A 12,458-nucleotide genomic window follows, 5' to 3' on the forward strand; every position below is an offset into this window, starting at 1 on the left:
TTCCCTGTGGATTGTTGAGGCTGAAGGCACCATCGCTGGCAAGCCAGCTCCCACAATGGAATGCATTTTCCTGTGGATTGTTGAGGCTGAAGGCACCTTCGCTGGCAAGCCAGTTCCCACATTGGAATGAATTTCCCTGTGGGAGCTGGCTTGCCAGCGATAGCGTCAGGAAGAACAACACAACCTATGAAGACTGGATGATGCTCAACCGCTCACCCACGACCATCTCGGTAATCCAGTCCACCAGAATCGACGTATATGCCTGCTGCGAAACCGGGTCGCTCAACGCATGATCCGCGCCATCAATGATCCGGTGCGTCAGCGAGTGAGTCTGCTGACATGCCGCGCGGTAACTCATGATCGTCGCGTGAGGCACGTAAGCGTCGGTTTCCGACTCCACCAGCAACACGTCTCCGGTGAATTGCGAACATGCGTGCAGCGCCCGATTGCTGTCGGCACGTACCAAGGTGCCGCGATAATCACGCAAATCAGCCTTGTCCAGATCACGCTTGGGGGTGTGCCATTGCTCGTCGCGGTACAACGCCGGGACTCGCAGCGCCAGCCAGCGCACCGGGCGTAAGGAGGTGAGGATCGAAGCCAGATAGCCGCCGTAACTGGTACCGACCACTGCAATCGCGGAGGTATCCAGCGCCGGGTGCGAAAGCAAGCGATCGTACGCTGCCAGAAGATCGCGCAGATTGTCCTCACGCGTTACCCGCGTCAGTGGAATCCCGGTGCCGCCCGTGTGCCCGCGCAAATCGAAGGTCAGGCACACACAACCCAGGCCGGCAATACCTTTGGCCCGCTCAAGATCACGCTCCTGGCTACCGCCCCAACCGTGGACAAACAACACTCCCGGCACCTTGGATTTGGGACTGAGAAATGTCCCGCTCATCTGCTCGTCATCAATGTCGATTTGAATGCTTTCGCTTCTAGCCGTCATAGGATTTGACCGTTACGTACTTAAGGAGAAATTCGCTGTTCTCGGCCGGGCCGCGATACACCTCGATGGCGTCCGCCGGCAGCGGCTGATCAATATAGGTTTCCACCGAAGACACGCGTATCGCGCGCATCGTCGGGTCGTTGACGAAACTTTGCAGCGCCGCCACTTCGGCGCTGCTGGCGCCGCCCATGCGCCAGGATTGTTCGAGCACGCCGCTGCGGGTTTGGCCATTGCTGTCCAGCCCCTGAGCGATGTCGTAGTTGCGGCGCGAGGCGTAGAAGCGCGGGTAGGCTTCATCGGCGGCGCTGTCGAAAACCTGCGCCTGTTCGATGGCCAGGCGCACAGGATCAGGCAGCTCCAGTGTCAGCAAATCCTCGTAGCCGCCCTGCACCACCAGCAGGTTCGAGCCGCCGTAGACGTCTTCACCGTGAGCGTCCTGGGTCAAGTATTGATCACCGCAGTAGCTCAGCACTTTATCGCCGATGAATGACTGGCCGACGCTGTGGGTGATGACCTCGCTCAGGTCCTGCTCCAGCACCACGCCTTCGCTGAACAGCGCTTGAGCTTCGGGGCGGGCGAGGATTTCGTCGAAGGCGTCGAGGCTTTTGATCACTTCCTGACCGCGACCGGCGCAGGCGTGAATCGGCTTCAATCGAATCGGTCCGCTGTACAGCAAATGCTCAGCGGCGGGCCGCGCATCCTCGAGGGAAAACACGCTGAGACCGTCGAGAACGACGTTACGCACGCGTTCGGAAAACAGTGGCGACCAGCCTTTCGGTGCGTGAGCCAGATGACTGCGCAAACCATGGCTGATGGCTTTGGTGCAGATGAAATCGTGCTCGACGTAGCCGCCCCACAGATCATCCGGGCCTTTGATGCCTAGTTCGTGAGCCTTGGCGGCGCCGACAATGGTCTGCGTCGGCAACAGATAGAGGTCACGGCCACGATGTTTTTCAGCGTCGTAACTGCCGCCAAATTTGAGCCCGAGAATCTGCGCCAGCCAACGGGCCAGCGCCTTGTTGGTCTGCACTTCATGCTGGGGCGCGGTGGCGCGTACCGAATGGGCGACGACTTGTTTTTTGCTCGGTATCGGGGTCATGCGTTTCCCCTTACATCGACGCGTGAATGTAGTGGAAAGGGGTGCAGAGATCAGGCCAACGGTGCAGCAGGGGAAAATGCCAGTGAATCAACTGCTTGCCGAAATCGTGATGGCACCGCGCCCGTTTCAATCTGCACGACCCCCTATAAAATCCCGGCAAATTGCACGACCCACGGCATCACACAAAACCCTGTGGGAGCTGGCTTGCCAGCGATAGCGGTGTATCAGCCACCGATGTGTCTACTCTCAAAAAGCCAATCTCTGGCGGGCCAGCTCCCACAGGTATTTAGTGAGTCGGGTTACCGCGTTGAACCAAAACGTGCGCGATACTCACTCGGCGCCAGGCCCGTGACTTTCTTGAAGATTGCACGAAACGCCCCCGGGTCCTGATACCCCACCGTCCACGCAATGTGATCAATCGTGCCGTTGGTAAATTCGAGCATTTCCCGCGCCTTGCCCACGCGCAGGTGCTGGCAGTATTCGGTCGGTTTCAACCCGGTTGCCGCGCGAAACCGGCGCAGGAATGTACGTTCCTCCAACCCCGCCCGCTCGGCCATCGTGGTTAGCGAAACCTCCGTAGCGCCGGTACCCTGCAACCAATGCTGAACCTTGAGAATCGGCGCATCGCCATGGCTGAGGATCGGCGCAAAGTTACTGCCGCAGGCACTGGCGCTGTCGCTGTGTTCGACCACGAGAAACCGCGCGGTGCCGGTGGCGATGCTCGGCCCGAGCAGACGATCGACCAGACGCAGCCCCAGTTCCGACCAGGCCATCAACCCGGCTGTGGTGATCAGATCCCCGTCATCGACAATCGGCGTATCGGCCTTGAGTCTGATCTTCGGATAGCGCTCGGCGAAGGCTTTGGCCGACGTCCAGTGCGTGGTGGCGCTGCGGCCGTCGAGCAAACCGCTTTCGGCCAGCAGCAGCGAACCCACGCAGACGCCACCGAGGGTGGCACCGCGAGCGTGTTGATCACGCAGCCACTGCAATAAACCGGTGGGCATCTGTGCTGCAGAAAACCCGCCGATCGACGGCGGAATCAGTACCGCCAGCAAAGCACCTTCACCACCCGGGCCGCTGTCGAAAACCCGCTGCGGCGCCTGATCGCCTTCAACCTGCCAGTGACTGACGCGTAGCAACGGCAACTGCGCCGACTGATGTTCGGCGGCGATCCGGTTGGCCACCGCGAACAGGTCGGTCAGGCCATGCACCGCCGCCATCTGCGCACCGGGATAGATCAACACGCCCAGTTCGCTAATGGCAGGTGCGCCGGCGGCCTTTTCTGCGCCCATTGTCAGTTTTCCCCTGTCTATTGTCGGTGCGGCCAATCCTCGTATTAACCGGCAGCGCCAATACTGAAGCCACTTCCAGCCAACTCACGAGGACACACCCATGGCCCAGCAAGCGCTCATCGTAGTCGATATCCAGAACGACTACTTCCCCCAAGGCAAGTGGCCGCTGGTCGGTGCGGACGCCGCCGCCGACAACGCCGCGCGACTGATCGCGGCCTTCCGTGATGCGGGTGATTCGGTGATCCACATCCGCCACGAATTCACTTCAGCGGACGCACCGTTCTTCACCCCGGGCTCTGACGGCGCCAAGCTGCATCGCAAAGTGCTGAACCGCGCCGACGAGCCCGTGGTGCTCAAGCATTTCGTCAACGCGTTCCGCGAAACCGAATTGCAGTCGATCCTTGACGAAAAAGCCATCAAGGAACTGGTGGTGGTCGGCAGCATGAGCCACATGTGCGTCGACGGCATCACCCGTGCGGCGGCGGATCTGGGTTATGCCGTCACGGTGATTCACGATGCCTGCGCCAGCCGTGACTTGGAGTTCAACGGTTTGACCGTACCGGCAGACCATGTCCACGCGGCGTTCATGTCGGCACTGGGATTCGCCTATGCCAACGTGGTCTCCACCGACGAGTTTCTCCAGCGCTAAGCGCCCCGCAAATACTTTGCAAAATCCTGCGCCCGCAACCTCGCGGGCGTTTTGCGTGGGCCGATAAAATCTCACGCGTGAGCCATTGATGGCATTTTGAATTGGTTGTAGTGTGCCTCACGCGTGAGATGTTCATAACGGAGTCACTGCCATGAAAAGCCCCTCCCCCGCGACTAAGTCAGGGAGCCCGAAGGGAGAGCGCTCGAAACCGTCCGCGAAAAAACCATCGAGCTTTTATATGAAGCAGATGCGCGCGGGCCTGGCCGCCGCCGGTTATGTGAAACACGAAACTTGGGTGCTTCCGGAAAACCGAAGCGTGCTCAAGCAAATGGAGCAACAGCTACGCCAACCGATTCTGGCTGGCTCATTCATGTCGGAGAATTACATGAGCGCAGGCAACAACTGGAACATCGATAGCCTCTTCAACGCCCTCAAGGCACTGGACGAGGTGGCTTCGCAGGAGATCACGCTGTCGCTGATCCAGAGCTCCGAACCCAGCCTCAAGCTGGAAATGAACGAATTCGGCGGTCTGCCGATTCACATCGCCCTGGCCGGCGCGCAGATCATCGTCGACACCGTGCTGGTGGACATCGAATCGATCACCGACGTGCACGCCTTCAACGATGCAGTGCTGCGCAGCCGGGAAATGTTCCCGCTGTCATCCATTGGCATCGAGTCGATGCCCAACGGGCAGACCGTCTACAACATGTTTGGCGCCCTCAGTGCCGACTCAAGCCTGACCAACGTCGTCACCGAGGTGAAAACCCTGGTCGACAACGTGCAGCGCGCCAGCGAAGCCTTCGAACACTTCTTCAAGTAATCCACAGGGAATATCCAATGACTCAGTCCATCTGGAGCAAGTTGTTCACCGCGCTGCGCGGCGGCGCCAGCGAAGTCGGCGAAGCCATCGTCGATCAACAGGCCCTGCGCATCCTCGACCAGGAAATCCGTGACGCCGACACCGCGCTGTCGAACGCCCGTCGCGAACTGGTCACCATCATGGCCAAGCACAAACTGGCCGCCGATCGCGTGAGCGAGTACGACGCCAAGATCAAGGATCTGGAAGCCAAGGCTGTTGCCGCCCTGAACGCCGGCCGTGAAGACCTGGCGCTGGAAGTCGCCGAAGCGATTTCGACCCTGACCAACGATCTCGATGCCGAGAAAAAGCTGAGCGACGAATTTGGCACTTACGCCGAAAACATGCGCAAGGACATCAACAAGGCCGAAGCGCGGATCAAGAGCCTGCGCCAGCAAGTGGACATGGCCAAGGCCCGCGACAGCGTGCAGAAAGCTCAGGTCAGCGCCTCCATCGCCAGCGGCGGTGCTAACGGCAAACTGGAAACGGCAGTCAGCACCCTCAACCGTCTGCAAGCCAAACAACAGCAACGAGCTGCCGAGCTGAGCGCGGCGGATGAGTTGGCGGATGCGTCGACCGGTAACGACCTGGAGCGCAAACTGCGCGACGCCGGGATCACGCCGAATGAAGGCAGCGCGAATGCGATCCTTGAGCGCCTGAAGCAGAAGTCCGCTCAGTAAGCGTTTACGCAAAACCCCTGTAGGAGTGAGCCTGCTCGCGATGAGGCCGGAACATTCAACCAACGTGTTGGCTGAACCGCCGCCATCGCGAGCAGGCTCACTCCTACATGGTTTGCGGCGTGCAATTGCTTCTGCTCGTTCGTCGATCAGCCCGGTACACTAGCGGCGCTTTTTTACGACGACTACTCCACCCGCCTCAAGGAATGTACCCATGGGATGGTTTAAAGACTTGCTGGGCACCACCGCTGCGCCAGCGCCACCCGTCGCCGATGGACCACTCGGCATGGCGCAAGGCAAAGGGGTCAGGTTCGATTCGACCCTGACGTTGTTGCTCGATGGCTCAAGCTCCGTACGCGTACCTGTCGATCAGGCGATCTGGAGCGCCGGCTGGGTCGACCTCGGCCAATCCAACAAGCTGCGTCGCTACTACATGAATGACGAAGATTTCTGGTTGCAAATCCACGTCACCGGCGACGATCAGATCGAATCGGTCATCCTGTTCAATTACCTCAGTTACGTGACCGTCAACACCGACGCCGAACTGCAGCGCCTCGCCGGCCCCAACAGTTTGATCGGCCTGCCGACCTACACCCACGAGGGGATCGAATACACCCGTGAGTGGGGCACCGAGCAAGGTCAGACCGAACTGGTGCCGTTGACCGAGCAGGTGGTCAATCCGGACGAGAGCTACACCATCCGGCACCATTCGATGCTTTATGCCCGCGAGACCGGCCTGACCGATCGCCGCGAGCTGTTGCTGTTCTCCGTTGAACAGGACGAAGAAGGCACCGTCAGCCTGAGCACGTCGCTGGGCATTTCGCTGTACACGACTGACCTGAGCGCCATTTAACAAAGGAAGTTTTTCATGCTGGAAGTGCTGGCCGTTTCCCTGAACAAGACCGCTTTGACCGGTTTCGTCGTTTACCTGATCGGCGCCGTGCTGCTGTTCATGCTGTTTCAGTTTGTCTACACGCGCATCACCCCGCACAAAGAGTTCGAGCTGATCCGCGCCGGCAACACCGCCGCCGCGATCGCACTGGCCGGCGCAATCATTGGTTTCGCCATTCCCGCCAGCAACGTGATCGCCTTTTCGGTCAACGTCCTCGACTTCGTGCTCTGGGCGGTGATTGCAGCGGTGGTGCAACTGTTGGCGTTTCTCGCCACGACTCTGGTGCTCAAGGGCACATCCCAGCGCATCGCCAACGGTGAAATTGCCTCCGGCATCTACGTGGCCGCTGTGGCGATCAGCGTCGGCATGCTCAACGCGGCGTGCATGACACCGTCCAACTGATCGGCAGGAAGCCTTAGATGAAACGAAGCAAATACGTTCAGTTGTCCCTCGCGGCGTCGGTGGCCATGGCCATTACCGGCGAAGCGGCGGCGGTGGATCAGCCGCGTAACTTCCAGAGCGTCGAACAATGCGTCGATGCCGAAGTGGCCGCCGAGGTCTGCTCGAACGCCTATGTGGCGGCACTCACCGAACACCGGCGCATCGCCCCGGCGTACGACGACAAGACCAAATGCGACGATGATTTCGCCGCCAACTGGTGTCAGAAAAATTCCGATGGCCGCTTCGTGCCGAAACTCGGCGGTTTCAAAGTGCCGCAGAAAGGCGATGCGGTGCAGAACCTCGACGCCATTGCCGATGCGCCAATGCCGGCCGATGACACGACAACGACCCACGCGACCCAGACCACCACACACTACTCCGGCGGTGGCGGTGGTAATGGCTGGCTGAGCGGCTGGTTGTTCGGCAATGCGACGAGCAACAACGCGAACCGCACGGTTTACCGCGACCGCGATACGCGGCAGACCTACGACACCTCGACCCAGTACCGCAAAATCGAATCGGCGCCACGCAGTCAACCGGACTACGACAGCAGTAAAAGCAAACCGGTAAACGTTGCCTCCTCGACATCCCGCGGCGGCTTCGGCAGCCAGTCCAGCGCCCGCAGCGGTTGGGGTGGCTGGAGCAGCAGTTCCGGTCGATCGAGCAGCTGACGATGAAGAAGATCCACTGCGCCGAGCGCCACGACTGGAAACAGACAGCGGAAAGCCTCGGCTTCATGTTCCACACCATCGACGACGAACCCTACTGGGACGAGCGCGCGTACTACCAGTTCACGCTCGCGCAGATCGAAAACGATCTGGAGGACCCGACCACCGAACTGCATGAGATGTGCATGGACTTGGTCGACCGCGTCGTGCACAGCGAGGAGCTGCTGGATCGCCTGAGCATCCCGGCGTCGTACTACGACATGATCCGCACTTCCTGGCTGGAAGGTCATCCGCATCTGTACGGACGCATGGACTTTTCCTACAGCGGCAACGGTCCGGCAAAACTGCTGGAGCTCAACTACGACACCCCGACCAGCCTTTACGAAGCAGCGGCGTTCCAGTGGGGCTGGCTGGAGCAGTGCATCGAGCGCGGTACCCTGCCGCGCCATGCCGACCAGTTCAACAGCATCGACACCAAGTTGCATCAGGCCTTCGCCGAGTTGCAGCTCAAGCGACCATTCTATTTCGCCTCGATGAAAGACTCGGTTGAAGACAAAGGCACCACGGACTACCTGCGCCTGATCGCGGAAAAGGTCGGCATCGAATCACGGCACATCGACATCGAAGACATTGGCCTGACGGCTGCCGGGCGCTTTGTCGACCTTGAGGATCGCTGGATCCCGCACCTGTTCAAGTTGCACGCCTGGGAGTTCATCTTCCACGAACCGTTCGGCGCGGCGATTGCCGAGTGCGATACGCAGTTTTTCGAGCCGCCGTGGAAGGCGATCCTCTCAAACAAAGGCGCGCTGCCGTTGCTGTGGGAGCTGCACAAGGGCCATCCGAATCTGCTCGCGGCGCACCTCGACCCGAACCCGACCAGCGCTGTGCCCAAGGGTTGGGTGCGCAAACCGTACTTTTCCCGGGAAGGCGCCAACATCGAGTTGCAAACCGCTGACGGACTGATCGTCAAAGAGGACGGGCCGTACACCGATGCGCCGTTCATCCTGCAGGAATTTGCACCGCTGCCGAAGTTCGATGACAGCTACACGCTGATCGGCTCCTGGGTGATCGGCGATCAGGCGGCGGGGATTGGCGTACGCGAAGACAACAGTTTGATCACCAAGGATTCGAGCCGTTTTCTGCCGCATCTGATCCTCGACTGATCGTCCAGGCGCAGCAACTGGCTCCCATGAAAAAGCCGTAGCGTTGAGGCGCTACGGCTTTTTTGTGCTTGCCTGGACTACGACAGTTCAGTGGTGCGCGATGGCACCTGTGCCGGGACTTCTTGCCTGGCGGATTCCGGCGAGGCGACCCCGGCCATTCGGCGACGGGAGATCTCCGCACCCCGACGACGCAACGGGGTTTCGACAAAGCGATAGTTCAGTTCGCTGCACACCACCATGATCAACAACGACGTGAGCGCGAGCTCAAGCGTGTATCCCGGGCCTAGCGTCGTGCCACTGGCAGCAGCAACGCGAGTCCAGATTTCGGTACTCAGGTGATACGCGAAGATGTGCACGACGTACAACGCGTAGGAACGTGAGCCCAGCCATTCGAACAGTCCACGCAACAGCACCGGGCAATAGATGTAGCCCTTCTGATAACTGGCCAGCCACACCGTGATCGCGGTTGTCACCGCCACCAGACCAAATGCGATCGGCACATTGATCATTTGACCGGAGATAGCGCCCAGCATGTAGAGCAGGAACAACGTGATCCCCAGACGCTTGAGCAGGCTACCGCCGAGCGCGACCGGTTCAATCTCCTTGTACAGCGAGGTGCGCGAAAACAGACAGAGCACGATCCCCCACATCATGGCGTCCATACGGAACGAGAACAGCAGAGGCGCTGGCGGCGCACCAAAGCCGTTCCGATCAAAGCCGAACTGCAGGGCAATCAGCGCCAGCAAGATGATCAGCCGCCAGCGCGTCGACGTCACCAACAGCAGAAACAACGGAAATATGAAGTAGAACTGCTCTTCCAGCGCCAGGCTCCAGTACACCGAGTTAGGTCCCAGAAGCGTGCCGTGCAGGTTCGCCAGGTTGCCGGTGAATGTGGCGACCGCGGTAAAACTGCGCAGATTGTCGAACCAGGACTGAAAGGCGTTCGACTGGTTGAAACATATCGAGAAAACCAGCGGTATCAGCACCCACAGCCAGGCTGTCGGCAGAAGACGATAGGCGCGTCTGATCCAGAACGAGGTGGCGGCAAGGCCGAACCGGTTCTGCTCACGATTTTTGTCGAAGTAATCGAGGTAAGCCTTGCTGACGACATAACCCGAGATACAGAAGAACAGATCCACCCCGGTCCATGGCGAATAGATGCTGAACACCTTCAGGATGTACATATCGTAAAACGGCAGCAGTTGGGGCAGATGGGTGAAGATCGTCATGACGATGGCCGCGCCACGCAGATACTCGATTTCCTTATTCTTGATACTGCTCATCGGATTCTCTTGTTGTTAAAGACCAGGCGGCTGATCTGAGTTTCTTTTCCGGGAGAATTGCACGGGTATGCCCGTTTCCGGGACGGATCATGGAACGGCTGGTGCTCGCCTTCAAGAGCCTCCCCGAAACTTTAATGCCAACGGTTTGCACGGCGTACGCGCATTCTTCGGGAGGTGGCGTCGGTGTCAGCAGCTTTTTCAGTCCTCCAAAACGACAAAACCCCCGCAATGCGGGGGTTTTGTACTCAAGCCAGACAGTGGCTCAAGCCGCTATCAGAACGGGATATCGTCATCAAAGCTGTCGAAATCCGGAGCCGGTTGTGGTGCGGCCTGCTGTGGAGCCGGGGCCGAACGCTGTTGCGGAGCCGATTGCTGCGGACGCGGAGCCTGCTGGCGTGGAGCCGGAGCGGACTGCTGGTAGTTGTTGCCACCGCCTTGTTGGTCGCCCTGTTGTGGACGGCCGCCGAGCAGTTGCATGGTGCCTTGCATGTCGACCACGATTTCGGTGGTGTAACGCTTGATACCGTCTTTTTCCCACTCGCGGGTCTGCAGCTTGCCTTCGATGTACACCTGCGAACCTTTACGCAGGTATTCGCCGGCGATTTCGGCGACTTTGCCGAACATCGACACACGGTGCCATTCGGTCTTCTCGACCTTCTGACCGGTTTGCTTGTCGGTCCATTGTTCGCTGGTGGCCAGACTCAGGTTGGTCACGGCGTTACCGTTAGGCAAGTAGCGAACTTCGGGATCCTGGCCGCAAGTGCCGACCAATATGACTTTGTTAACCCCACGGGCCATAACGTTCTCCTAGGCTTCGCAAGCAGCCCCGGCCGGGTTGTTCACCAGGCGTTCGAGGGTGTCGCGATCCACTAATTCTTTGTCCAGTTTGATGTAAACAGCCGCTTCGTCAGCGACTATTACTGCATCGGTTACCCCTACGAGGGCCTTGAGGCGCTCGACCAGACCCGCTTCGCGGATCGCCTCGGGCGACAACGGCAAGCGCAGACTCGTCACGTAGGGAGGTTCGCGCATGGTAACAGCAAAGGCCAGCCAAAGTGCAGCCAGCGCGGCGCATCCGAGGAACACAACCGACAGACCGCCATGCTGAAACAACCAGCCGCCGAGTATCCCGCCGAGTGCCGAACCGAGGAACTGGCTGGTGGAATACACGCCCATGGCCGTGCCCTTCCCGCCCGCCGGTGAAACCTTGCTGATCAGCGACGGCAATGAAGCTTCCAGCAGATTGAACGCGGTGAAAAATACCACCGTGCCGATCACCAGAGCCCGCAAGCTGTCACCAAACTGCCAGAAGAATAGCTCAGTGAGCATCAGCGTCATGACGGCGCCGAGCAAAACTCGTTTCATTTTGCGTTTCTTCTCGCCATAGATGATGAACGGGATCATGGCGAAGAACGAAATCAGCAATGCGGTGAGATAGACCCACCAGTGCTGCTCCTTGGGCAAACCGGCTTTTTCCACCAGCGCCAGAGGCAGCGCGACGAAGCTCGACATCAACATGGCATGTAACACAAATATGCCCAGATCGAGGCGCAGCAGGTCTGGATGCTTGAGCGTCGGCATCAACGCCTGACGCGCCACGCCGGACTCACGATGCTGCAGCGGCCCGGTGGATTTGGGCACCATGAACATGATGATCAGGATACCGACCAGCGCCATGCCGCCGGTGGCCAGGAACAGGCCGGACAAACCGAATGCACGGGTCAGCAAAGGCCCGACGACCATGGCCACCGCGAACGACAGGCCAATGGTCATGCCGATCATCGCCATCGCTTTGGTGCGGTGCTGTTCACGGGTCAGGTCGGAGAGCAGCGCCATGACCGCTGCGGAAATCGCCCCGGCGCCCTGCAGGATCCGGCCGGCAATCACGCCCCAGATCGAGTCGGCCTGTGAGGCCAGCACACTACCGAGGGCGAAGACGATCAGCCCCAGGTAAATCACCGGGCGACGGCCTATGCGGTCGGAAATGATCCCGAACGGAATCTGAAAAATCGCCTGGGTCAGGCCGTAAGCACCAATGGCCAACCCGATCAGGGCCGGCGTCGCGCCCGCCAGATCCATGCCATAGGTCGCCAGTACCGGCAACACCATGAACATGCCCAGCATACGGAAGGCGAACACCAGGGCCAGACCGCTCGCCGCGCGGGTCTCGCTGCCACTCATGCGTTCGCTGTGGGGATCGTGCATGGAAAAACCTCATGTGAACCGGCGGCGATTCTACCAGTCCCATCGAAAGACGGGGTATATCGCGACGCTTTGCCACGCATAGATGAAACTCTCTTCATGCAGGGCAAAAAACGCTCTGCTTGATAGTGTGCATCCATCCAGTATTTGCCCGTATACTCCTACGTTTTCGACGCCCGCCGAGCGAGGCCACTTTGGACAAGATCCTGATACGTGGGGCCCGTACCCACAACCTGAAGAACATCGACCTGACCCTGCCACGGGACAAACTGATCGTCATCACCGGCCTGTCC

14 protein-coding genes are annotated in these 12,458 nt (G+C 59.6%); 8 read left to right on the top strand and 6 right to left on the bottom strand.

Translation table 11 applies throughout. The features are described from left to right. Window positions 1-184: 184 nt before the first annotated feature. The 3 genes from ACIONG_RS23180 to ACIONG_RS23190 form a co-directional block, all read right to left on the bottom strand. On the bottom strand, window positions 185-943 hold the full coding sequence (locus ACIONG_RS23180) for a S9 family peptidase (RefSeq protein WP_103303750.1): 759 nt from the start codon (window positions 941-943) through the stop codon (window positions 185-187). Next, the gene (locus ACIONG_RS23185; protein WP_401302936.1) at window positions 933-2,042 is read right to left on the bottom strand and encodes a DUF3182 family protein; all 1,110 of its coding nucleotides are present in this window, start codon (window positions 2,040-2,042) and stop codon (window positions 933-935) included. The genes ACIONG_RS23180 and ACIONG_RS23185 overlap by 11 nt, the downstream gene beginning before the upstream one ends. A 299-nt stretch (window positions 2,043-2,341) precedes the next feature. Then, complete coding sequence (locus tag ACIONG_RS23190) at window positions 2,342-3,334, bottom strand: GlxA family transcriptional regulator (protein ID WP_213026718.1); 993 nt, start codon at window positions 3,332-3,334, stop codon at window positions 2,342-2,344. 100 nt (window positions 3,335-3,434) lie between these two features. Here ACIONG_RS23190 and ACIONG_RS23195 point away from each other — a divergent pair, with 100 nt between their 5' ends. The 7 genes from ACIONG_RS23195 to ACIONG_RS23225 all read left to right on the top strand — a co-directional run bounded on the left by ACIONG_RS23195 (window position 3,435) and on the right by ACIONG_RS23225 (window position 8,680). Further along, complete coding sequence (locus ACIONG_RS23195) at window positions 3,435-3,983, top strand: cysteine hydrolase family protein (protein ID WP_103303753.1); 549 nt, start codon at window positions 3,435-3,437, stop codon at window positions 3,981-3,983. Between the two features lie 238 nt (window positions 3,984-4,221). Continuing rightward, window positions 4,222-4,803, top strand: coding sequence for a YjfI family protein (locus tag ACIONG_RS23200; RefSeq protein ID WP_401302939.1), 582 nt, complete (start codon window positions 4,222-4,224; stop codon window positions 4,801-4,803). 17 nt (window positions 4,804-4,820) lie between these two features. After that, on the top strand, window positions 4,821-5,519 hold the full coding sequence (locus ACIONG_RS23205) for a PspA/IM30 family protein (RefSeq protein ID WP_213026721.1): 699 nt from the start codon (window positions 4,821-4,823) through the stop codon (window positions 5,517-5,519). 211 nt (window positions 5,520-5,730) lie between these two features. After that, on the top strand, window positions 5,731-6,369 hold the full coding sequence (locus tag ACIONG_RS23210) for a DUF2491 family protein (RefSeq protein WP_103303756.1): 639 nt from the start codon (window positions 5,731-5,733) through the stop codon (window positions 6,367-6,369). A 15-nt stretch (window positions 6,370-6,384) separates the two neighbouring features. Then, window positions 6,385-6,810, top strand: a complete 426-nt coding sequence (locus ACIONG_RS23215) for a DUF350 domain-containing protein (protein ID WP_103303757.1) — start codon at window positions 6,385-6,387, stop codon at window positions 6,808-6,810. 17 nt (window positions 6,811-6,827) lie between these two features. Next, a complete protein-coding gene (locus ACIONG_RS23220) occupies window positions 6,828-7,520 on the top strand; it encodes a DUF1190 domain-containing protein (RefSeq protein WP_401302942.1) in 693 nt (230 codons plus the stop codon). 2 nt (window positions 7,521-7,522) lie between these two features. After that, the gene (locus ACIONG_RS23225; protein ID WP_401302944.1) at window positions 7,523-8,680 is read left to right on the top strand and encodes a glutathionylspermidine synthase family protein; all 1,158 of its coding nucleotides are present in this window, start codon (window positions 7,523-7,525) and stop codon (window positions 8,678-8,680) included. Between the two features lie 77 nt (window positions 8,681-8,757). Here the strand turns inward: ACIONG_RS23225 and ACIONG_RS23230 are convergent, their stop codons facing one another. The 3 genes from ACIONG_RS23230 to ACIONG_RS23240 all read right to left on the bottom strand — a co-directional run bounded on the left by ACIONG_RS23230 (window position 8,758) and on the right by ACIONG_RS23240 (window position 12,168). Beyond that, window positions 8,758-9,963, bottom strand: a complete 1,206-nt coding sequence (locus tag ACIONG_RS23230) for an acyltransferase family protein (RefSeq protein WP_401302946.1) — start codon at window positions 9,961-9,963, stop codon at window positions 8,758-8,760. A 273-nt stretch (window positions 9,964-10,236) separates the two neighbouring features. Continuing rightward, window positions 10,237-10,761: a single-stranded DNA-binding protein gene (locus ACIONG_RS23235; protein ID WP_008081898.1), complete on the bottom strand. Its 525-nt coding sequence runs from the start codon at window positions 10,759-10,761 to the stop codon at window positions 10,237-10,239. A gap of 9 nt (window positions 10,762-10,770) precedes the next feature. Beyond that, on the bottom strand, window positions 10,771-12,168 hold the full coding sequence (locus ACIONG_RS23240) for an MFS transporter (RefSeq protein ID WP_103303761.1): 1,398 nt from the start codon (window positions 12,166-12,168) through the stop codon (window positions 10,771-10,773). A gap of 191 nt (window positions 12,169-12,359) precedes the next feature. Here ACIONG_RS23240 and ACIONG_RS23245 point away from each other — a divergent pair. Beyond that, on the top strand, window positions 12,360-12,458 hold a 99-nt coding region (locus ACIONG_RS23245; RefSeq protein ID WP_401302955.1), incomplete at its 3' end, for a hypothetical protein.

Origin of the sequence: Pseudomonas sp. NPDC087817, from assembly GCF_044742875.1 — a bacterium.
Classification (GTDB): Bacteria; Pseudomonadota; Gammaproteobacteria; order Pseudomonadales; family Pseudomonadaceae; genus Aquipseudomonas.

Coding starts and splice junctions, on each gene's coding strand:
- ACIONG_RS23200 (WP_401302939.1), top strand. CDS start 4,222: ATGAAGCAGATGCGCGCGGGCCTGGCCGCCGCCGGTTATGTGAAACAC.
- ACIONG_RS23240 (WP_103303761.1), bottom strand. CDS start 12,168: ATGCACGATCCCCACAGCGAACGCATGAGTGGCAGCGAGACCCGCGCG.
- ACIONG_RS23215 (WP_103303757.1), top strand. CDS start 6,385: ATGCTGGAAGTGCTGGCCGTTTCCCTGAACAAGACCGCTTTGACCGGT.
- ACIONG_RS23195 (WP_103303753.1), top strand. CDS start 3,435: ATGGCCCAGCAAGCGCTCATCGTAGTCGATATCCAGAACGACTACTTC.
- ACIONG_RS23180 (WP_103303750.1), bottom strand. CDS start 943: ATGACGGCTAGAAGCGAAAGCATTCAAATCGACATTGATGACGAGCAG.
- ACIONG_RS23220 (WP_401302942.1), top strand. CDS start 6,828: ATGAAACGAAGCAAATACGTTCAGTTGTCCCTCGCGGCGTCGGTGGCC.
- ACIONG_RS23235 (WP_008081898.1), bottom strand. CDS start 10,761: ATGGCCCGTGGGGTTAACAAAGTCATATTGGTCGGCACTTGCGGCCAG.
- ACIONG_RS23185 (WP_401302936.1), bottom strand. CDS start 2,042: ATGACCCCGATACCGAGCAAAAAACAAGTCGTCGCCCATTCGGTACGC.
- ACIONG_RS23210 (WP_103303756.1), top strand. CDS start 5,731: ATGGGATGGTTTAAAGACTTGCTGGGCACCACCGCTGCGCCAGCGCCA.
- ACIONG_RS23230 (WP_401302946.1), bottom strand. CDS start 9,963: ATGAGCAGTATCAAGAATAAGGAAATCGAGTATCTGCGTGGCGCGGCC.
- ACIONG_RS23225 (WP_401302944.1), top strand. CDS start 7,523: ATGAAGAAGATCCACTGCGCCGAGCGCCACGACTGGAAACAGACAGCG.
- ACIONG_RS23205 (WP_213026721.1), top strand. CDS start 4,821: ATGACTCAGTCCATCTGGAGCAAGTTGTTCACCGCGCTGCGCGGCGGC.
- ACIONG_RS23190 (WP_213026718.1), bottom strand. CDS start 3,334: ATGGGCGCAGAAAAGGCCGCCGGCGCACCTGCCATTAGCGAACTGGGC.